This is a genomic window from Gulosibacter sediminis, assembly GCF_014904065.1.
Classification (GTDB): domain Bacteria; phylum Actinomycetota; class Actinomycetes; order Actinomycetales; family Microbacteriaceae; genus Gulosibacter; species Gulosibacter sediminis.
In genome coordinates this window covers 59,860-80,518 of sequence record NZ_JACXJG010000014.1, presented here as the reverse complement: position 1 = coordinate 80,518, position 20,659 = coordinate 59,860, and the positions used below count along the sequence as shown (strand labels likewise).

The window sequence follows — 20,659 nt, the reverse complement described above, 5'->3', positions numbered from 1 at the left end:
TTGAGAGGACTCCCATGTCGACCACGACCGAACTCGAATTCCGGATCGAGCGCAACAGCAGCGCGAAGTCGGATGCCGAGGTCGCCGAAATCCTGCAGAACCCGGGATTCGGGCACTACTTCACCGACCACATGGTGGTCATCGACTGGACCAAGGACGGCGGCTGGCAGGATGCCCGTGTCGTGCCCTACGGCCCCCTCATGCTCAACCCCGCCAGCGCGGTGCTCCACTACGCGCAGGAGATCTTTGAGGGAATGAAGGCCTACCGTCACGCCGACGGCACGGTGCACACCTTCCGTCCCGACCGCAACGCGGCCCGCTTCGCAGGCTCGGCCCGTCGCCTCGCGCTGCCGGAACTGTCCGAGGAACTGTTCATCGAGTCGCTGCGCCAACTCGTCGAGATTGACCAGCGCTGGGTGCCCGAGTATGGCAAGGACCAGTCGCTCTACCTGCGCCCCTTCATGATCGCGAACGAGGATTTCCTCGGTGTGCGGGCCGCGGAGTCGGTCTCGTACTACGTCATCGCGTCGCCCGCGGGCTCGTACTTCCAAGACCCAACTCAGCCGGTCAGCATCTGGCTCGAGCGCGAGCTGTCGCGTGCGGGCAAGGGCGGCACGGGTGCGGCGAAGTGTGGCGGCAACTATGCCGCGAGCCTGCTGCCGCAGCAGACCGCGTATGCGAACGGCTGCGAGCAGGTGCTGTTCCTCGACGCGTTTGAGCAGAAGTACCTCGAGGAGCTCGGTGGTATGAACATCGTGCTCGCGTTCAAGGACGGCACCGTCGCGACGCCCGAGTCCGACTCGATTCTCGCGAGCGTCACGAACGAGGCGATCCTTGAGCTCGTCGCTGAAGCCGGCCACAAGGTCGAGCGCCGCCGCATCGCGCTCGACGAGTGGCGCGAGGGCGCCGCGGCGGGCGAGATCACCGAGGCGTTTGCCGTCGGCACCGCCGCCGTGATCGCGCCGATCGGCACGCTCAAGGCAACCGACTTCGTCATCGAGAACCCGCCGGTCACCCTCGACTCGCTCTCCATGCGCATCCGTGCGCAGCTCACCGGCATTCAGAACGGTGAGGTGCCCGACGCCCACGGCTGGCTGCACCAGCTCGTCTAGCGACGGGCGCTCCGGCGCAGCAAGCGGGTCGCGGTGCGGGCGAGTGAGAACTGCACGACGTCGGCCGTGACCCGCGGGTCGAGCCCCGAGACCTTCACGATCTGCTCGATGCGATAGCGCACCGTGTTGCGGTGCGTGCCGAGCGCGTCAGCCACCTCGGTGACGCTGCCCGAATGGGCGAGCCAGGCGTCGAGGGTGTCGACGAGCGCCGTGCCGTGCTCGGCGTCGCTGCGCTCGAGCGGCCCGAGCACCTGCTGAGCGAGTTGCGCCAGCGGCGCCTCGTCAGCGCTGAGGATGAGCGAGGCGAGCGAGAGTCGCTCGGCGTGGCCGATCTCTTCGCCATCGCCGAGCGACGCGAGGGCATCACGGGCCTCGTACCAACTCCAGCGCAGCGCCGGGCTGACGGGGTAGGCGCCGCCGACCCCGAGATGCACCGAGATACCGGCGGCGCGAGCCGTCACGAGCAGCACCTCGGCCGCGATGTGCGGGTCGACAACGCGCTCGTCGAGCACCACGACGAGCGCGTCATCGATGATCGCCGTCGCCGTCGCCTGCAGCGAGACGGGGATGCGCATGCCGCCGAGTTCGCCGCGCGAGCCGCGCTGCTGCTCGGCCACGACCATCCGGTAGCTGCGGTCGAGGCGCAGCCCGAGCTGCTCGAGGCGGGATGCCGTGGCCGCGTCATCGAAGCGGTCGTCGCCGAGTTCGGCGAGCACCTGCCCCGCCTGCTCGCGTGCCGCACGGACGCGCCGGGCCGCCTGCGCGAGGTAGAGCCCGACGAGCGAGCGGGCGCCGTTGACGAGGTCGTCGTCGCGTGGTCGCGTCGCGTGCAGCGTCGCCTGGCCCGAGCTGCCGAGGGCGATTGGCAGCGCATCCCAGCCGCTCGCCGCCGGGTCGTCAACCTCGAGCGTGCCCGAGACGACCTCACCGTTGAGCGACACCGCGAAGTGGGCGCCGGTCTCTTTCTCGAGCCGCTCGAGCATGGCGTCGAGCCCGCCGTCGCTGAGCAGTAGCTCGACGAGGCGGTGGCGCTGCCGGTAGCGCGACTCGAGCTTCGCGACGCGCTCGCTCTCGTTGAGCTCGGCGACGCGGCGGATCACCTCTGAGAACGCGACCTCGAAGGGCACCTCGAACACCGGCAGGCCCGCGCGCCTCGCGGACGCGAGCAGCGCATCCGGCAGTTCGTCGTGGCTAATGCCGACACCGAAACCGATGCCCGCCGAGCCGGCCTTCGCGGCAGTCGAGACGAACTGCTCAAAATTGCCGGGAGTGCGCAGCCGCACCCCGGTGGTAAGAACCAGCTCGCCACCCGCGAGGTAGGGGGAGGGGTCGATGAGTTCGGTAACGACGGCCCAGTCGACGGGGCGGCGCAGCTGCGCGTCGTCGCCGAGGCGGGGCCGAAGCCCGAGCTCGGGGGTGCGCAGCAGACCGGCAATTGTCGTGACCATGGACCGAGCCTATTGCTCGTGCGCATGCACAACAAGCGAAATGAGTGTCGTGCAAGGCCACATCAAATCGCCGGGGCCATCAGCGTACGCTGACCTCAGTGGCGAAGAATTGCGTCCGTCAGCAACGAAAGGAAGGCAGAGCAATGGAGTTCCGTCTCGAACAGCAGCGAAAGATTGTCACCGAGATCCCCGGCCCCAAGTCGCAGGAGCTCGCGAAGGAGCGCGCCAAGTACGTCAGCGCGTCGATTGGCTCGGCTCTGCCCAGCTACATCGAGGACGCCGACGGTGTCGTACTGCGCGACGTCGATGGCAATCAGTTCATCGACTTCGGCTCGGGCATCGGTGTGACCACGGTCGGTAACGCGAACCCCAAGGTCGTCAAGGCCGTGCAGGAGGCCGCCGCGAACGCGCTGCACCTGCAGATCAACACCGCGCCCTACGGCAACTACATCGAGCTCTGCAAGCGACTCACCGAACTCACCCCCGGCAGCTTCGACAAGAAGGCCGCCCTGTTTAACTCGGGCGCCGAGGCGCTCGAGAANCGGTGAAGATCGCGCGCAAGTACACCGGTCGCAACGCCGTCGTCGTGTTCGACCACGCCTTCCACGGCCGCACGAACCTCACCATGGCGATGACCGCGAAGAACATGCCGTACAAGGACGGCTTCGGCCCGTTCGCGAACGAGATCTACCGCGTGCCGCTGAGCTACCCCTTCCGCGACCCCGAGGGCATGACCGGTGAAGAGGCTGCGGCCCGCACCATCACCGCCATCGAGAAGCAGGTCGGCGCGAACAACGTCGCTGCGATCGTCATTGAGCCGCTCGTCGGCGAAGGTGGCTTCCTCGTGCCCGCTGACGGCTTCCTCGAGTCGCTCGTGAGGTTCGCGAACGACAACGGCATCGTCTTCNTCGCCGACGAGGTGCAGGCCGGCATGGCCCGCACCGGCAAGTGGTTCTGCTCGGAGTGGAGCGGCATCGAGCCCGACCTCATCACCACCGCGAAGGGCCTCGCTGGCGGGATGCCGCTCTCGGCCGTCGTCGGTCGCGCCGAGATCATGGATGCCCCGCAGCCCGGCGGCATCGGTGGCACCTACTCGGGCAACCCGGTGGCGAATGCTTCGGCGCTCGCAACCCTCGACGCCTACGAAGAGCAGGGCCTGCTCGAGGCCGCGCTGAAGATCGGCGAGGTGGCGAAGGAGATTCTCGAGCCGCTCGTTGACGAGGTCGGCATCGTCGGTGAGGTGCGCGGTCGCGGTGCGATGCTCGCGATCGAGTTCGTCAAGGATGGCTCGAAGGAGCCGAACGCCGAGGTCGTTGGCAAGATCGTCAGGACCGCCCTCGAGCAGGGTGCGCTGTTCCTCACCTGCGGTACCTACGGCAACGTGATTCGCCTGCTGCCCCCGCTCGTGATGCCCGAGGAGACTCTCCGCGACGGCCTGAACGTGCTGGTCGAGGCTATCCGCGCGAACGCGTAACTACGTAGTGGTCGTATGACCAGCTGACGATGGCCTCGAAGCCGATATCGAACAGCTCGTCATTGACATCGTGTTGGCTGCGCGTCGGCTGCGCCTCAACCGCCTTCGAGAAGGTTGGGGCGTAGCCGGCGAGTTCGCCGACGTTGTAAATGTCCTCCGGCGCGTGTTCGTTGATCGCGTTGCCATAAATGAACGACTCGAGCGCCGTGATGAGTCGCACGACCGAGTCGAGCGGCCAGCCGGCCGCCACGAGCACCTTCGTCACCTGCTCGTACATCGCCACGGTCTGAGGCGACTCGATCACTTCGGTGGTCGCGATGGCCGTGATGAGCTCGGAGTGGTTCGCCATGATGTCGCGATAGCTGCGGGCCCAGACCTTGAGCGCCTCTCGCCACGGCAGCGTGTCGAATGCGTCGGTGTCGACCTCGCCCATGATCGCGTCTTCGATCCAACGAAGGATCTCGAGCTTCGAATCTGCATGGTTGTACACGGCCGACGGGGTGACGTTGAGCTGCGAGGCAAGCTGCGTCATCGTGAACGACTGCACGCCGTTCGTTGCAATGATCTTGCGGGCTGCCTCGGTGATGACCTCGCGGCCGAGGATGCGCGTGCGCGGCCGCCCTGCCGGGCGTCGATTGCCAACCATTTCGACCTCCTTGGTGAATGTCTCCAGCGTAATCAATAAATGATCGTCATTCGTCAGCGATGCCGTTCGGGGTAGCATTGTCGGCGCGCAGAGTTGCGTGCGCGACACAGAGGAGTGGCAACGAATGGCCGAAACGCAGGTACCCCGTGATCGATTCGTCGTTGGGTATATTGCGGATGCCCGCGGCTACGACGCCCTCGAGTTCGCGAGCTTCATGGCCGAGGGTATCGACGCCGAGGTGCGCATCGTCATGGTGCTGCCTGAGCCGAACGTCTTTGGTACTGCGAGCGTCGGTACCCCAGTTCCGAGCGACCACATCTACTCGCATCAGCTGCGTGACTGGGCCGACGATGCGCTGCGGCGCGTGCCCGAGGGCATCCACGCGCAGGTCGACTTTCGCTTCAACGATTCGGCCCCGCATGGGTTGCTGGATGCTGCGGCCGAGCTCGACGCGAAAATGATCGTCATCGGCGCGCAGGCCGGGCCGCTGCTCGGCAAATTCACGCTCGGCTCGGTCGCGAACGCGTTGCTGCACGCATCCCCGGTGCCGGTCGGTCTCGCACCGCGCAGGTTCACGAATCCAGGCGGCGGCGTGCAGCGGGTCACCGGCATCTACGGCACGCGCTCGGGCAGCGAAGTGGTGATCGGCCGATCGGTCGTGCGTGCCGTACGACGCGACGTGCCGCTGCGGCTCGTGTCACTCGTACAGATCGACCAAATCGCGCCGCGCGACGTGCGCGAGATCACCGATGAGGCCCGTCGTTTCGGCGGCGAGCAGCTCGAAGCGGTGGCTTCGGGACTGCTCGATTCGGGGCGCGCGACGATCGAGATCGCCGAGGGGCATCGCCTCGAGGATGCCCTCGCAAAGATCGAGTGGCGCCCGGGCGACGTGGCCTATTTGGGCTCGAGCCGGCTCGGCCGCGGGCTGAGCGTGTTCCTCGGCTCGCGCGCCCGGCGCATCCTCGATGCGCTCGAGGTNCCGGTCGTCGTGCTGCCGAGCGAATACCTCGACTGAGCCTGACGCGTACGGTCGGTGCGCATCCTTATGTCCTGAACTAAATCGATTAGTGGAGCGGAATGACAAAGCAGATCGACGGTCCCATCACCACCGCGATTAGAGGCCCGAGCTCGAAGGGCCTCAGCGTCGGCAAGGTCGGCGTGATTGGCGGCGCCGTCATCGGCGTCTCGACAATTGCGCCCGCGTACACCCTCACCTCGGGGCTCGGGCCGACCGTGTCGGAGGTCGGGTTGCAGACGCCGGCGATCTTGCTCATCGGCTTCATCCCGATGCTGCTCGTGCTCTTTGGGTACCGAGAGCTCAACATGGCACTGCCCGACTCGGGCACCTCGTTCACCTGGGCGACGCGCGCGTTTGGCCCGATCATCGGGTGGATGACCGGCTGGGGCCTCGTGTCGGCGACGATTCTCGTGCTCTCGAACCTCGCGGCGGTCGCGACCGACTTCTTCTTTATTCTGCTCGCGCAGATCACCGGTAACTCCGCGATCGCGGACGTTCCGGGCGACAACCTGTTCCTCAACATCGTCGTCACGACGATCTTTGTCGCGGTCGCGGCGTGGATCGGGTATCGCGGCGTCGAGACGACCGAGCGCGTGCAGTGGGGCCTCGTCGTGTTCCAGCTCATCGCGCTCGTCTGGTACTCGGTCGCCGCGATCTCGTCGGCGCTCGGCGGCGACGCCTTCGACGCGACGCCGGTCGACGTGAGCTGGTTCAACCCGTTCGAGGTCGGCGACCTCTCGGTGGTCATCGCCGGCGTCTCGCTCTCGATCTTCATGTTCTGGGGGTGGGACACCGTCATCACGATGAACGAGGAGACGAAGGACCCGAAGCGCACGCCCGGCCGTGCCGCCACCGTCACGATTATCACCATCGTCGTGCTCTACCTGCTCGTCACGGTCGCGACCCTGATGTGGGCTGGTGTCGGCGATGAGGGGCTCGGTGCCGGCAACCCGGAGAACCAGGAGTCGATCTTCGCGGTGCTCGCGCCCGAGGTGATGGGGCCATTTGCGATTCTCATGTCGATCGCGATCCTCACCTCGTCGCTCGCCTCGCTCCAGTCGACGATGGTCTCGCCGGCACGCACGATGCTCGCGATGGGCTTCTACGAGGCCATGCCGAAGTCGTTCGCGAAGATCTCGCCGCGCTTCAAATCGCCTGGGGTTGCCACGTTCGTCGCGGCCACCGCATCCATCGTCTTCTACGTGGTCATGCGCCTGCTCAGCGAGAACGCGCTGTGGGACACGATCACCGCGCTCGGCATGATGGTCTGCTTCTACTACGGCGCCACCGGGCTCGCCGCGGTCTGGTACTTCCGCCGCAGCTGGTTCACGAGCCTCCGCAACTTCTTCATGCGCTTCCTCTTGCCGCTCGCCGGCGGCGCGACACTCGTGTGGATGTTCGTGCAGACCTGCATCGACTCAATAGACCCCGGGTATGGCTCGGGTTCGTCGATCAGTGGGGTCGGCCTCGTGTTCGTGCTTGGCATCGGCGTGCTGCTGCTCGGCGTGGTGCTCATGATCGTGATGCGCGTCGTGAACCCGCGGTATTTCCGCGGCGAAACCCTCGAGGTGTCGGAGTACGAGCGCGACAAGGTCGAGGGTGTCGAGTTGTTGCCCGAGTAGGGCGCGTTAGGCTGGCGCGGTGAAGATCGCACGTTTCGATTACCAGAACCAGCTCGCCTACGGCATTCTCGACGAAGAGACCAACGAACTCGTCAAGCTCTTCGGCGACCCGCTCTATACCGGCTTCGAGACGACCGACGAGCGCATCCCGCTCGACGAGGCGCGCCTGCTCGCCCCGGTCATCCCGCGCTCGAAGGTCGTTGCGTTTGGCCGTAACTATGCCGCCCACGCCGCCGAGATGGGCAACGAGGTACCGGGCGAACCGCTCATGTTCCTCAAGCCGAACACGTCGATCGTCGGCCCCGGGCATCCGATCATCCTGCCGAAGCTGTCCGAAGAGGTGCACTACGAGGCCGAGCTCGCCGTCGTGATCGGCCAGGTGGCGCGCAACGTGCCCGCGAGCGACGCGGCGCAGGTCATCTTCGGCTACACCGTCGGCAACGACGTCACCGCTCGCGACCTGCAGCGCAAGGACGGCCAGTGGTCGCGCGCGAAGGGCTTTGACTCGTTCTGCCCGCTCGGCCCCTACATCGAGACCGAGTTCGACCCGACCGAGGGCGCGATCGGTAGCCAGGTCAATGGCGAGACCCGCCAGGTCGGCAACCTCAACCAGATGGAGCGCTCGATCGGCACGCTCATCGAGTACGCGTCGAGCATCTTCACCCTGCTGCCCGGCGACGTGCTGCTCACCGGCACCCCCGAGGGTGTCGGCCAGATCGTCGACGGCGACGAGGTCACCTGCGCGATCGAGGGCATCGGCGCGCTTATGAACCCGGTGACTGCTGCTTAAGTAGCAACGCCTTGATTTCTGCGAGCTCGTGGCGCATTGCCGCGAGCTCGTGGTCGTGTGGGAGGGCTTGGCGTTCGTCTCTGGGCGCCGTCTCGTGCAGATTCGACATCGTGTCGACGATGACCGCGATGAAGAGATTGAGCATGACGAACGCCGACACGAGGATGAACGGGATGAAGAAGAGCCACGCGCTCGGATGCGCATTCATCACGGGCACGACGACCCCGAGCGCCCAACTGTCGAGCGTCATCACCTGAAAGAGCGTGAGCAGCGACGCCGGGATCGAGCCAAACATCTCGGTGTGTGAGTCGCCGAACAGCACGGTCGCCATCACGGCGCCGACGTAGAAGATGATTGCCATGAGCGCGGCGATCGCGCCGATTCCCGGGATGGCCTGGATGATCGCCTCGGCGATGCGGCGCAGCTGGGGGAGTCGGTTGACGAGCCGTAGCACCCGCAGCACGCGCAGGGCGCGGAGCACCGCGAGCGGCCCCGATGAGAGGATGAGCGCGATCGCGACGACGAGGAAGTCGAACACGTTCCAGCCATCGCGCCAGAATGCGCGCCCGAGCGAGAACATCTTCGCCGCGAGCTCGATGATGAAGTTCTGCACCCCCGGGTGCAGCACGAACTCGCCGATGCGACGTCGGACGCCCGTCGCGTGGGGATTGGGCTGCCAGGGCTCAGGCGGGGAGGCGGTGCGCATTCGCTAAGCCTAAAAAGCGTGCGGGCGCATCGACATCGCCCCGTCGGCGTACTTGGCCTGCGCCTTCGGACGGGACGCGGCCAGCTACATCCAATTTGCGCGTTTGAAGAAGAAATAGAGCCCGACGCCGACCGCGAGCATCATGCCGAGCGCCATCGGGTAGCCGAACGCCCAGTGCAGCTCGGGCATGTCGTCGAAGTTCATGCCGTAAATGGCGCCGACGAGGGTCGGGGCGAAGAGGATCGCGGCCCAACCGGAGATCTTCTTCATGTCTTCGTTCTGCCGCTGCGCGACGAGGGTCGAGTTGACGGTGAGGATCTGCGTGAGCGACTCCTTGAGCTCTCGCGTCTGCGCGACGTGGCGCGCCAGGTGGTCGGCGACGTCGTCGAGGTACTTCTGCAGCTCGGCGGGGATGTCGTACTTCCCGAAGCCGCCGCGCAGGGCCGTCACGACCTCGGTCATTGACGACACGGTCTGAAGCATGTCGATGACCTCCTGGCTCAGGCGATAGATGCGCTCGGTGACCGCCGCATCCCCGCTAAATACCTGGCGCTCGATCTGCTCCTGGTCGATCTCGAGGCCGCGGAGCACCGGCTCGTAACCGTCGACGATCGCGTCGATGACGCGGTAAACGACCGCCTCGGGGCCGAGTGCGAGCAGGTTCGTCTGCGCCAGCACGCTGTCGTCGTCGCGGCGAATCAGGCTGAAGGGATGCTCGGCGTCGTGATCGCTCACGCGCGTGCCGTCGATCCACTCGTTGTCTTGGCAGAGCACCGCGACGCTGCCCGGGCGCACGAGCACGTGGAACTCGTCGAAGTCGATCTCTTCGGTGTCGTCAAGGTAGCGCGCCGAGCGCAGTACGAGCAGCAGCACGTCCCCGGCGCGCTCGAGCTTTGGCCGCTGGTTGGCGATGAGGATGTCTTCGAGCATGACCGGGTGCAGCTGCCAGGCGGTGCCGAGCNTCGGCGATCTGCTCGGGCGTGGGCTCTGGGTAGAACGACATGGCCATGCGATCGGATGCGTCACTGACGAAGTCGAGGGCGTCGGCGGGCGTCGTACCGGCGGGGGCCTTCGAGGGCTGCCCGCCAGAAATAAGGCGAATGATCGGGGCATGAGTCACAAGTCGAATGGTCTCACGAACATTAGGATAGAGAGACCATGACTGCACCATCAGAGATTCGTGTTCGTTTCTGCCCGTCGCCCACCGGCACCCCGCACGTCGGGCTCATCCGAACCGCCCTGTTCAACTGGGCATATGCGAAGCACGTCGGCGGTACGTTCGTGTTCCGCATCGAAGACACCGACGCGCAGCGCGACTCGGAGGAGAGCTATCAGCAGATTCTCGAGGCGCTGAATTGGCTCGGTCTCGACTGGGACGAGGGTATCGGCGTCGGTGGCCCGCACGAGCCGTACCGCCAGTCGCAGCGTGGTGACATCTACCAGGATGTGATTCAGAAGCTGCTCGGGGCCGGTCACCTCTACGAGTCGTTCGCGACGGCCGAGGAGATCGAGGCGCGCAACGTCGCGAACGGTCGCGACCCGCGCCAGGGCTACGACAATTTCGAGCGCGAGCTCACCGACGAGCAGAAGGCGGCGTTCCGCGCCGAGGGCCGCGAGCCGAGCCTGCGTCTGCGTGTGCCCGACACCGACCTCAGCTTCGACGACCTCGTGCGCGGCGAGATCACGTTCAAGGCGGGCTCGTTCCCCGACTTCGTCGTCGTGCGCCCGAACGGCCAGCCGCTCTACACGCTCGTGAACCCAGTCGATGACGCACTCATGGAGATCACGCACATCATGCGTGGCGAGGACCTCCTCTCGTCGACGCCGCGACAGATCGCGCTGTATCACGCGCTCGTCGAGATCGGCGTCGCGAAGTTCATTCCGCGCTTCGGTCACCTCCCGTACGTCATGGGCGAGGGCAACAAGAAGCTCTCCAAGCGCGACCCCGAGTCGAACCTGTTCCTGCACCGCGACCGCGGGTTCCTCCCCGAGGGCTTGCTCAACTACCTCGCGCTGCTCGGCTGGTCGATTGCGGCCGACCGCGACGTGTTCACGATGGAAGAGATGTGCGCGGCGTTCGACGTCGCCGACGTCAACCCGAACCCGGCCCGCTTCGACCTGAAGAAGGCCGAGGCGATCAACGCTGAGCATGTGCGCCTGCTCGAGCCCGAGGACTTCGCGGGTCGGCTCGTGCCGTACCTTCAGGCCGCCGAGCTCGTCGCGACGCCGGCGACGGATGCGCAGCTCGAGATCGTGCGCCAGGCCGCGCCGCTCGTGCAGTCACGCATGCAGCTGCTCGGCGAGACGCCCGGCCTGCTCGGCTTCCTGTTCGTGTCGACCGACGACCTCGTGTTCGAGGACGACGCGCTCAAGACGCTGAAAGATGGCGCGCTCGACGTGCTCGCGGCAACCGCCGAGTCGCTCGAGGGCGTGAGCGAGTGGGCGACCGAGCCGATCGAGGCCGCGATGCGCGCGAAGCTCATCGACGAGCTCGGCATCAAACCGCGGCTCGCGTTTGGCCCTGCCCGCGTCGCCCTGTCGGGTCGCCGCATTTCGCCGCCGCTGTTCGAGTCGATGGAGCTGCTCGGCCGCGAGGCGACGCTCGCGCGCATCCAGAAGCTTCGCGACCACCTGAGCGCCTAGGGGGCCGATGTGACCATCGCGCCGGAAGACCACTACGAGGTCGTCATTGTTGGCGGCGGCCCCGCCGGCCTGCAGGCGGCGCTGCTGCTTGCGCGGCAGTTGCGCCGCGTGCTCGTGCTCGACGGCAATCGGCCGCGGCACTCGGCGACGATGGAGGCGCACGGCTTTCTCTCACGCGACAACATTCCTCCGAACGAGCTGCGTGCCGCTGGCCGCGAGTCGGTCGAGGCGTACGAGAACGCCGAGATTCAGTTCGCGCAGGTGACGCGAATCTCGCGTGACGGCGAGGGATTCCGGGTCGAGGCGAAGGGGGTGCGCGGCACGCGGGCACGGCTCGTGCATGGCGATCGCGTAATTCTCGCGACCGGGCTGAAGGAAATTTTTCCGGAGTTGCCGACCCTGCGCGCGTACTACGGCACGCACATCCACTCGTGTGTCGTGTGCGATGCGTGGAATAAGCGCGATGCCTCAATCGCGGTGTTTGGCGTGCCGAGCGCGAAGACGCTCGCGTACCGGGCCGCGCAGTTGTCGCGCATCGGCTCGCACGTGACGCTGTTTGCGAACGAGGAGCAGGTGCACGAGGTTGATGCCGAGCGGCTGCGGCTGCTCGGTGTGGCCGTTGACCGCCGCGACATCGAGGACGTCGTGGGGGAGCGCGCGACCATGACGGGCGTGCGCACCGTCGATGGCGATGTGGTGCCGGTCGAGGCGGCGTTCGTGCTGCCGGCGTTCGAGGCACAGATCGGGTTTCTCGACGACGACCTGCGGCCCGATCTTGATGCCGAGGGCCTCATCGTCGCCGACAACTTCGGCCGCACCCGTGTGCAGAACCTCTACGCGACGGGCGAGCTCACCGCGCCCGGGCCCGAGGTGCTCATCATCTCGGCGGGCAAGGGCGCACGCACGGCGATCGCCGCGCACCGCGACGCGACCGGGTTCTAGAACGGCGCCGGGTCGTCGGCGTACTTGAACTCTGGGCCCATGACTGGGCCCATCGGTTCTGGGTAATCGATGAACACATGGCCGAGTGGTGAGGTCCACTCGAGCACGCCGCCGCCGAGATGTCGTACTCGCCAGGGCTTGCGGTGTTTCTGTATGTGGTGGCGTTTGCAGAGGTATTGCAGGTTTTCGGGCACGGTTTTGCCGCCGATTTCCCACGGAATGGTGTGATCGAGCTCGCATTTCGCCGCGGGTCGGCGACAACCGGGGTGCCGGCAAGTTTGATCTCGTGCACGTAGGTAGCGGGTGAGCGATGCGGTCGCGACCCGGGTGTCGGCCGTAATGACGTGGNATGGGGTCGGTGAGGATGCGCTCGATCGAGGGCACATCGCCGAACCAGTCGCGAGCCTCCTCGACGCTCATCGGCTGTGTGCCGTTGAGCGTCGCGATGTCGCGCGGCGCTTCTGGGTCGCGAAGCGCGAGCACGGGCACGACGATGCTGATGTTGGCTTCCACGCGCCGTTTGCCGGCGGACTTGCTCTCGAGGATGCCCTGCGGGGTGGAGGTGAGCAGGGTGTCGAGGAGGAGGTCTGCCCGGATTTGCTCGATGGTGCGCTCGTCGGGCCGGAAGTCGTCGGCGTCTGTGCCAGATGCATCCCCGCCGTTCGCTTCGTTGTGTTCGGCGATCTCGCGCTTGTTCTCATCGCGCAGGATTTTGGCCTCGGTGGTCAGCAGGTCGAACGCAGCGTTCGCCATGCTCGAGGACAGGTACGCCGAGAGCCAAGACATGCCGTTCTCGACATCTTGGATGACGACGCGGCGTTCTTGTACCTCGCGGGCATGGTTCTCTTCGAACTCGCTTGCCGCGAGCCGTGCGGCCTGGCGCTCGGCGAATTTCTCGGTCTTGCCGGGGAGGTGCGTCTTGGCATAGTTGAGCACCTGCTCGCCGTAGGAGTCGAGGACCTCGTCGGGCAGGTCTTTCGAATGCCGCAGCATCGAGTCAACTTGTTGCTTCGAGACTTCGCCGGCGCGCAACGGCTCGAGCCAAGAGGCGAACTTTGAGGTGAGCCGGTGTGAGGCGTGCGCGCGCGTGATCAGTGCGGCGTCGCTGAGGTTGAGGAGGGCTCCATAGGAGCCCATGATCGAGCGAAGGTTGTGGCGAAAGAGCTCGGCATACGCCCCGCGATGCGGGTGTTCCGCACGTTCGGCGTGTGACCGCTGCTCGGTGATGAGGAACGCGGCCGAGAGCGCCTGTGCCTCGGCGGCGTCGGCCTTGCCGCGTGCCGCCTTCACCTCGACGAGGAAGTCGCCGATCTGCTGTAGCGGCTCGTTGAGTCCATCGGTTTCGGGAGGAGGCGTGGCGGAGTCGAAGTGGTCGTCGGCTGGTGGCGTAGATGGCATCGGGCTGCACCTCCTTCGCGGGATGTGTCAATTCTCCCAGCAATAGAACAGAAAGGCAAGAGGAATCTTCAGTGCATTAGAACAAACATGCTAATTAAGCCCACGTGCTTCGGCGTGCATCCTCTCGTCGTGCGAGTCGAAGTCCCGTGGCGCTGAAGCAAGTGCACCACGGGCCTACGACATGAATCGACGACGCTGGATATTGCGTGCCGCTGCCCGTCTCGGCGCGGTGCGGCTTTGCCGTCTACGCGAGCTTGCCGAGCTCGGCGATGGTGTCGGCGAGGATGCGCAGCTGATTCGTGCGCACCCGCTGCGAGTTCGCGGATGCGCTGATGCCGAGGGCTTCCGCGGCGCGCTGATTGTCGACGCCATCGAGCAAGAGGCGGAGGCTGTGGCGCGCGCCGGCGCGGAGCCGCGCGAGCTGCGCATCCACGAGCTCCACGGTCACCCGTGCCAGCGGGTTGGCGGCCTCGCGACCGTCGACAATGCCGGTGCGAACGTCGACATATTGCGGGTCGTTTTCGAGGGCTTCGGAGGCCTCGATCGCTTCGCGGGCGCGCCACCACGCGCTGCCGTCCTGTATGTCGCGCTCTTCGTCGATCACTCGAACCTCGCCGCCGCCGAGGCCGAAGCGCAACTCGACCACGCCGTCGAGCAGGAGTCGCAGTCGGTAGCTCGCAGCGAGCGCTGCACCGAGCGTGGGGTAGATGCCCTGCAGTTCGTCGCCAACGGTGGGATGCAGTGGCTCAAGCGCTGCCGCAGCGTCGAGTTGGGGCAGCGCGTCGAGAATCGCCGCGTGGGCCGCCGAGCGATCAGAGCCGCGCGAGTCGACGATGTCAACAAGCAGCGCCACGCATGAAGCATTTGCCTTCATTTTGCTCATATGAAGAGTTTACCTTCATTTTGACTGCTTTGAAAGGGGTGGAGGCTGAGGTGGAGTGGCCGCAATGTCGCATGCTGCTGCTTGACTTGCGTTAGCGGCCAGCCTCGGCTTGGCACGACACGCCCTGGCTGAAACTGCGACAATCAACAGGCGCGCCTCGTGTACCGCGAAGCAAACCTTCATTTCTCAGAAATGAAGCCCAAACCTTCAGTGCCCGCGAGCGAACTACACCCGAACATCCCACACCGTAGGAGGCGAAATGGACCCTCTCGAGCTGCTGCTCAAGGCCCTCATCATCGCTGCCCTCGGCGTGGTCGCGCTGCTCGGCAATCCGCCCATCCGCTTCCTGCTGCGCCGCATCGATACACCGCAACAACCGGCCGAGTCGGGCGTGCCGTTGCTCGACACGGGTCGCGTGCTGCGCGGGGGCCGCTGGATCGGCATCCTCGAGCGCGCCGCCGTGTACGCGACGCTCGTCGCCGGCTTCCCGGCCGGCCTCGCGATGATCATCGCGATCAAGGGCCTCGGGCGATACCCCGAGTTGCGTGCGCAGGCCGACTCTCGCGTGGGCGAGCTCTTCATTATTGGAACGTTCGCGAGCATGCTCTGGGCGGCCGCGTTCGCTGGAATCGCGTATGGAGTGGTGCGACTGTGGTGACCAATGACGGCGGCAATCTCGACACGGCCGGGCTGCCCGACTCTGTGCAGCAGCGGCTGCTTGAGATGTGGCAGGAGCCCCACCGCGACTACCACGGCGTGACCCACCTCGAGTCGGGCCTCGCGGCGCTCGACACGCTTGGCGGCACGCAGCTCGAGAAGATCGCCTTTTGGTGCCACGACGCCGTGCACACCAACACGTCACCCGACGACGAGCACGCGTCGGTCGACATCGCCGAGCAGCTGCTCTGGGGCAACCTCACCGATGGCGAACTCGACGAGGTGACCCGGCTCATCCTCATCACCATCAACCACTGGCCGGATGCGCAGGACGCGGCCGGCGCGCGGGTGTCCGACGCCGACCTGGTCGGCCTCGCGCTCGACTGGGATGCGTACGAAGAGAACATCGAGGGCATCCGCGTCGAGCTGCCGGAGCTGAGTGGGCGGGCGTGGCGAGCGCGCCGCCGCAAGCAGGTCGACGACCTCGTCGGTCGCCCGCAACTCTTCTTCACCGACTACGGCCGCGACCACTGGGAAGACCGGGCCCGCGTGAACCTGCTGCGCGAACTCGACGATCTTCGCTAGCCCCAATCGCCCAACTCGTCACACACCGTAATAGCTGTAACTCGGGGTCACGGTGGTTCGCTTCGGCGAGCCATCGCCCACAAGATGAACTGGTCGCGCCCCTCGTGCGCGCTGCCAACTGACCTCGAGAGAACGGAACGCCGATGGCGAAACGCATTATTCTCAACGCGTTCGACATGACCACGACGACGCACCAAAGCTCGGGCACGTGGCGCCACCCCGAAAGCCAGGCGCACCGCTACAAGGACCTCGACTACTGGACGAACCTCGCCCAAACGCTCGAGCGCGGCCGCTTCGACAGCATCTTCATCGCTGACGTGCTCGGCACCTACGACGTCTTCCGTGGCTCGGCCGCAGCCGCGCTCCGCGACGGTGCGCAGACCCCGGTCAACGACCCGTTCCTGCAGGTGCCCGCCATGGCCGCCGTCACGAAGCACCTCGGCTTCGGCGTCACCGCCGCCGTCACCTACGACCAGCCGTTCCCCTTCGCACGCCGCATCGCGACCCTTGACCACCTCACGAAGGGCCGCGTGGCCTGGAACGTCGTGACCTCGTACCTCAACTCGGCCGCACTCAACCACGGCTTCACAAAGCAGCTCGGCCACGACGACCGCTACGAGCTCGCCGAAGAATTCCTCGACGTCGTCTACAAGCTGCTCGAGGGCTCGTGGGACGACGACGCGGTCGTGTTTGACCAAGCGAACGGCATCTTCGCCGACCCCGCCAAGGTGCACCCGATCAAGCACGAAGGCACCCACTTCTCGGTGCCCGGCTTCGCGATCACCGAGCCGTCGCCGCAGCGCACGCCGGTGATCTTCCAGGCCGGCGCCTCGCCCCGCGGCCGCACCTTCGCCGCCTCGCACGGCGAGGGTGTGTTCATCTCGCCGGCAACCCCCGAGGGTGCGCGCGTCATCACCGACGACATCCGCGACCGCGCCGAAGCCCAGGGCCGCTCGCGCGACGACGTGAAGATCTTCGCGCTCGTCACCGTCGTCACCGATGAGAACGACGCCAAGGCGATCGAGAAGCTCAAGGACTACCTGAGCTACGCCAGCCCCGAGGGCGTGCTCGCGCTCTACGGCGGATGGACGGGCATCGACTACTCGAAGTTCGACCGCGATCAGCCGCTCGAGGCCGTCGACAACGACAGCCTGCGCTCGGTGCTCGCCTCACTCGCGTCCTCGGATAACACGGTGCAGTGGACGGTCAACGACATCGTCACCCGCCGCGGCATCGGCGGCATGGGCCCCGTCATCGTGGGTGGGCCCGAAACCGTTGCCGACGAACTTGAGCGCTGGGTCGAGGTCGGCGGGCTCGACGGCTTCAACTTCGCCTATGCCGTGACGCCGGGCAGCTTCGAGGACCTCGTTGACTACGTCGTCCCCGAGCTGCAGCGACGCGGCCGTGCCCAGACCGAGTACACCGGCACGACCCTGCGCGAGGGCCTCTACGGTGAGGGCCAGTCGAGGGTGCTCGAGACACACCCGGCGGCCCGGTACCGTGGGGCGTTCAGCGAGACGGTGGAAGATGCAGAAGATCGGGAGTTCGCACTATGACAGACACCAACACCACCACGCACACGCAGTTCGACGCGCTGACCGAGGCCGAATTTAAGAACGTCGTCGGCCACTTCGCCTCGGGCGTCACCGTCGTCACGACCGCGTTCGGCGACAAGCTCTACGGCTCGACCGCATCCGCCTTCTCCTCGTTGTCGATGGACCCGCTGTCGGTGCTCGTCTGCCTCAACAAGACGAGCACGACGAACCCGGCCGTGACCGGCTCGGGCCACTTCGCCGTGAACATCCTCGGCGAGCANCAACGCCGAGCTGGCGAAGCACTTCTCGCGCAAGAACGACGACAAGTTCGCGAGCGTGAACTACAGCCTCTCGCAGTTCGGCGGCGTGCCGACGCTCGACGACGCGCTCGCGACGATCGTTTGCGAGGTCATGGACACGCCGGTCGGCGGCACCCACACGGTGTACTTTGGCCGCGCGCTTGAGGCGACCGCCGCATCCGGCGGACCACTTGCGTACTACCGCGGCCGCTTCGGCCGATTCGAGGAATTCGAAATTTGATGAGCGCCTTCACGCCACAGGCCGAGCCTGCCGTCTACGTGCTGCACGAAAACGAGGACTGGTTGCCGCCGCTGCGCGAGGCGTTCGCCGCGCAGGGTGTGCCGCTGCGCGAGATCGAGCTCACCTCCGGCTCGATCGACCTCGCGGCCGAGCCTCCGCAGGGCGTCTTCTGGTCGCGCCTCAGCGCCTCGTCACACACGCGCGACCACGGCAACGCCAAGGAGTACGCCCGCGCTGCGCTGCGCTGGCTCGAAGCACACGGTCGCCGCGTCGTCAACGGCGCCCACGTCATCGAGTTCGAGGTGTCGAAGGTGGCGCAGACCTCCGCGCTCGCGGCAGCCGGCTTCGATGTGCCGCACACCGTCGCGGTGTTCGGCAAAGATGAGTTGGTCTCCCGCGCCGCCGAGCTCACGACCCCGTTCATCACGAAGCACAACCAGGGCGGCAAGGGCCTGGGCGTGCGCCGCTTCGACCGCCTCGAGGAGTTCGTCGCCTACGTCGACGGGCCCGACTTCGAGGAGCCGATCGACGGCATCACGCTGCTGCAGGAGTACCTCGTCGGCGCGGAGGCGTTCATCACGCGCGCCGAGTTCGTTGACGGCGAGTTCGTCTACGCCGTGCGCGTCGACACGTCGGCCGGCAGCTTCGAGCTGTGCCCGGCCGAGGCGTGCGCCGTCCCCGTCGGCGCGGGTGGCGTCGAGGTCGAGGCACTGGCGGCCGCGCCGATTCAGCTCGGCGACTTCGCACCGGCCGCCACCGCGTGCGAGGTCGGGGCCAACAGCCTGTTCAGCATCCGCGAATCGGTGACCGCCGACGACGAGCTCATCGTGCGCCTGCGCGACTTCCTCGCCGCGAACCGCATCGAGGTCGCGGGCATCGAGTTCATGGAGACGGTCGACGGCCGCCGCGTCGTCTACGACATCAACACGAACACGAACTACAACCCCGACGTCGAGGCCATCGCCCCCGCGTCGGCCGCCGCATCCCTCGTTCGCGCGCTCGGCCGCGAACTCGACCAGCTCCGAAAGTAACCCTCCCCACATGCGCTTTGGCTACTGGACGCCGACGATGGATCGTTGGCTTCGCAACGTTGATGAGACCTTCCCGATCGACCTCGCGGCACAACAACGCATCGCGCGCGCGGCCGAGCGGGTCGGCTTCGACATCACGCTGATTCTCGAACTCAACCTCAGCGACATCGGCGGGGCGGATGGGCCGGTGCTCGACGCCTGGTCGCTCGCCTCAGCGCTCGGGGCCTCGACCGAGAAGCTCGAGATTCTCGCCGCGATTCGCCCGATCTACCACCAGCCGGTGCAGCTCACCGCGAAGCAGGCGGCGACGCTGCAGTACCTCACGAGCGGCCGCTTCAGCATCAACGTCGTGTCGGGGTGGTGGGCCGAGGAGGCGCGCCAGTACGGCATCGAGTTCGCTGCGCACGACGACCGTTACGCGTTCACGCGCGAGTACGTGGATGCGCTGACGACGCTCTGGCGCGACGACGTCGCGAACTTCGACGGCGAGTTCATCAAGTTCGAGGGCACGCACCTGCAGCCGAAGCCGAGCCCCGCGCCGCACATCTTCGCGGGCGGCGAATCAGCGGCCGGCCGCGCATCCATCTCGCAGTACGCCGACTCGTACCTGACGCACGGCGGCACCGTTGACGAGCTCGAAGAGAAAATCGCCGACATGCGCGTGCGCCGCGAGGCGACCGGGCGTGCGCCGTTCAAGCAATTCGGCATGGCCGCGTTCGCGATCGTGCGCGACACCGAAGAAGAGGCCCTCGCCGAGCGTGAACGCATCACGAACGTCGCTGAGGGCTCGCCCGGCTTCGAGTCGTACCAGGACTTCATTTCGAAGTCAGAACTCAACGTCAACGTCTCGCTCGAGGACTACTCGGTGTCGAACCGCGGCCTGCGCCCGAACTTCGTCGGCACGCCAGAGCAGGTGGCCCGGCGCATCCTCGAGTTCGAGCGCGTCGGCCTCGACGTGCTGCTGCTGCAGTTCGCCGACCCCGAGGGCGACCTGATTCGCTTCGGCGAGCAGGTGATTCCGCTCGTGGAGCAGTTGCGGGCGGCCGAACTGGTCGGCCAATGACGACGCCCCACGACGGCGTCGTGCCGCCGAACTACGACTGGGATGCGTTCGGTTTCGACACGCGCCAGGTGCACGCGGGCGAGCGGCCGAACGCCGACCATGGCGACCGGGTCGTGCCGATTCACGTGAGCAACGCGTTTCGCTTCGACTCATTTCAGGACACCTGGGATCGCTTCGCGGGCGTCGAGGACGGCCAGCTGTATTCGCGCCACCTCAACCCGACCGTCGAGGTGGCCGAGGAGCGCGTCGCCTCGCTCGAGGGCGGTTCGGGTGCCGTCGCGTTTGCGTCGGGTAGCGCCGCGATCATGGCGACGATTCTCGCGCTGTGCAGCCAGGGTGACCACTTCGTCTCGACCGCGAGCATCTACAGCGGCACGATCGCCGGCTTCGAGCGCACGCTGAGCCGGCTCGGCATCTCGGTGTCGTTCGTCGCCGACTGGCGCGACACCGGTGAGTGGCGGGCGGCGCTGCGACCCGAGACGCGCGCCGTCTTTACCGAGACGATTCCGAACCCGAAGAACGACATTGTCGACGTCGCCCCGGTGGCGGCGATCGCCCGCGAGGCC

General features: G+C 66.4%; 20 protein-coding genes and 1 pseudogene. 15 read left to right on the top strand and 6 right to left on the bottom strand.

Features of this window, described 5'->3' with window-relative positions; genetic code table 11:
- The first annotated feature begins 14 nt into the window (after positions 1-14).
- Complete coding sequence (locus ID132_RS08355; RefSeq protein ID WP_193128338.1) at positions 15-1,112, top strand: branched-chain amino acid aminotransferase; 1,098 nt, start codon at positions 15-17, stop codon at positions 1,110-1,112.
- Here the strand turns inward: ID132_RS08355 and ID132_RS08350 are convergent.
- Positions 1,109-2,560 (bottom strand): PucR family transcriptional regulator, encoded by a 1,452-nt coding sequence (locus ID132_RS08350; protein WP_125107798.1) that lies wholly within the window; start codon positions 2,558-2,560, stop codon positions 1,109-1,111. The genes ID132_RS08355 and ID132_RS08350 overlap by 4 nt on opposite strands.
- Before the next feature lie 143 nt (positions 2,561-2,703).
- Here ID132_RS08350 and gabT point away from each other — a divergent pair.
- Positions 2,704-4,034 (top strand): annotated as a pseudogene (gabT, locus tag ID132_RS08345) (4-aminobutyrate--2-oxoglutarate transaminase).
- Here the strand turns inward: gabT and ID132_RS08340 are convergent.
- Complete coding sequence (locus tag ID132_RS08340) at positions 4,015-4,680, bottom strand: TetR/AcrR family transcriptional regulator (RefSeq protein ID WP_193128337.1); 666 nt, start codon at positions 4,678-4,680, stop codon at positions 4,015-4,017. The pseudogene gabT and the gene ID132_RS08340 sit on opposite strands and share 20 nt — an antisense overlap.
- Before the next feature lie 124 nt (positions 4,681-4,804).
- Between ID132_RS08340 and ID132_RS08335 the strand changes: the two genes are divergently transcribed.
- The 3 genes from ID132_RS08335 to ID132_RS08325 all read left to right on the top strand — a co-directional run bounded on the left by ID132_RS08335 (position 4,805) and on the right by ID132_RS08325 (position 8,110).
- Complete coding sequence (locus ID132_RS08335; protein ID WP_193128336.1) at positions 4,805-5,695, top strand: universal stress protein; 891 nt, start codon at positions 4,805-4,807, stop codon at positions 5,693-5,695.
- A 62-nt stretch (positions 5,696-5,757) separates the two neighbouring features.
- The gene (locus ID132_RS08330) at positions 5,758-7,320 is read left to right on the top strand and encodes an APC family permease (RefSeq protein ID WP_193128335.1); all 1,563 of its coding nucleotides are present in this window, start codon (positions 5,758-5,760) and stop codon (positions 7,318-7,320) included.
- A gap of 19 nt (positions 7,321-7,339) precedes the next feature.
- On the top strand, positions 7,340-8,110 hold the full coding sequence (locus tag ID132_RS08325) for a fumarylacetoacetate hydrolase family protein (RefSeq protein WP_125107803.1): 771 nt from the start codon (positions 7,340-7,342) through the stop codon (positions 8,108-8,110).
- Here the strand turns inward: ID132_RS08325 and ID132_RS08320 are convergent.
- Positions 8,085-8,816: an ion transporter gene (locus ID132_RS08320; protein ID WP_193128334.1), complete on the bottom strand. Its 732-nt coding sequence runs from the start codon at positions 8,814-8,816 to the stop codon at positions 8,085-8,087. The genes ID132_RS08325 and ID132_RS08320 overlap by 26 nt on opposite strands.
- An 84-nt stretch (positions 8,817-8,900) precedes the next feature.
- A complete protein-coding gene (locus tag ID132_RS08315) occupies positions 8,901-9,746 on the bottom strand; it encodes a magnesium and cobalt transport protein CorA (RefSeq protein ID WP_235988409.1) in 846 nt (281 codons plus the stop codon).
- Between the two features lie 228 nt (positions 9,747-9,974).
- Here ID132_RS08315 and gltX point away from each other — a divergent pair, with 228 nt between their 5' ends.
- Entirely contained in the window at positions 9,975-11,459 is a 1,485-nt protein-coding gene (gene gltX / locus ID132_RS08310; protein ID WP_193128333.1) for a glutamate--tRNA ligase, read from the top strand.
- 9 nt (positions 11,460-11,468) lie between these two features.
- On the top strand, positions 11,469-12,401 hold the full coding sequence (locus ID132_RS08305) for an NAD(P)/FAD-dependent oxidoreductase (RefSeq protein ID WP_125107807.1): 933 nt from the start codon (positions 11,469-11,471) through the stop codon (positions 12,399-12,401).
- On the opposite strand, the gene ID132_RS14410 is transcribed toward ID132_RS08305, so the two are convergent.
- Together ID132_RS14410 and ID132_RS08290 are read right to left on the bottom strand one after the other, a co-directional pair.
- Positions 12,398-12,787: an HNH endonuclease signature motif containing protein gene (locus ID132_RS14410; protein WP_193128332.1), complete on the bottom strand. Its 390-nt coding sequence runs from the start codon at positions 12,785-12,787 to the stop codon at positions 12,398-12,400. The genes ID132_RS08305 and ID132_RS14410 overlap by 4 nt on opposite strands.
- Before the next feature lie 1,256 nt (positions 12,788-14,043).
- Complete coding sequence (locus ID132_RS08290) at positions 14,044-14,652, bottom strand: SatD family protein (RefSeq protein WP_193128331.1); 609 nt, start codon at positions 14,650-14,652, stop codon at positions 14,044-14,046.
- Positions 14,653-14,941: 289 nt separating this feature from the next.
- Between ID132_RS08290 and ID132_RS08285 the strand changes: the two genes are divergently transcribed.
- The 8 genes from ID132_RS08285 to ID132_RS13920 form a co-directional block, all read left to right on the top strand.
- Positions 14,942-15,340: a hypothetical protein gene (locus ID132_RS08285; protein WP_193128330.1), complete on the top strand. Its 399-nt coding sequence runs from the start codon at positions 14,942-14,944 to the stop codon at positions 15,338-15,340.
- Positions 15,334-15,924 carry an HD domain-containing protein gene (locus ID132_RS08280; protein ID WP_125107811.1) on the top strand — a complete coding sequence of 197 codons (591 nt, stop codon included), beginning with the start codon at positions 15,334-15,336 and terminating at the stop codon, positions 15,922-15,924. Before ID132_RS08285 ends, ID132_RS08280 begins: the two co-directional genes overlap by 7 nt.
- 143 nt (positions 15,925-16,067) lie before the next feature.
- A complete protein-coding gene (locus tag ID132_RS08275; protein WP_193128329.1) occupies positions 16,068-17,480 on the top strand; it encodes an LLM class flavin-dependent oxidoreductase in 1,413 nt (470 codons plus the stop codon).
- Entirely contained in the window at positions 17,477-17,923 is a 447-nt protein-coding gene (locus tag ID132_RS08270; protein ID WP_211198343.1) for a flavin reductase family protein, read from the top strand. The genes ID132_RS08275 and ID132_RS08270 overlap by 4 nt, the downstream gene beginning before the upstream one ends.
- The gene (locus ID132_RS15245) at positions 17,871-17,999 is read left to right on the top strand and encodes a hypothetical protein (protein WP_413229358.1); all 129 of its coding nucleotides are present in this window, start codon (positions 17,871-17,873) and stop codon (positions 17,997-17,999) included. The genes ID132_RS08270 and ID132_RS15245 overlap by 53 nt, the downstream gene beginning before the upstream one ends.
- Entirely contained in the window at positions 17,999-19,030 is a 1,032-nt protein-coding gene (locus ID132_RS08265; RefSeq protein WP_193128328.1) for an ATP-grasp domain-containing protein, read from the top strand. The genes ID132_RS15245 and ID132_RS08265 overlap by 1 nt, the downstream gene beginning before the upstream one ends.
- Positions 19,031-19,040: 10 nt before the next feature.
- Positions 19,041-20,093, top strand: a complete 1,053-nt coding sequence (locus ID132_RS08260; protein ID WP_193128327.1) for an LLM class flavin-dependent oxidoreductase — start codon at positions 19,041-19,043, stop codon at positions 20,091-20,093.
- A partial coding sequence (locus ID132_RS13920) for a PLP-dependent transferase (protein WP_235988406.1) occupies positions 20,090-20,659 on the top strand: 570 nt, incomplete at its 3' end. The genes ID132_RS08260 and ID132_RS13920, both read left to right, overlap by 4 nt.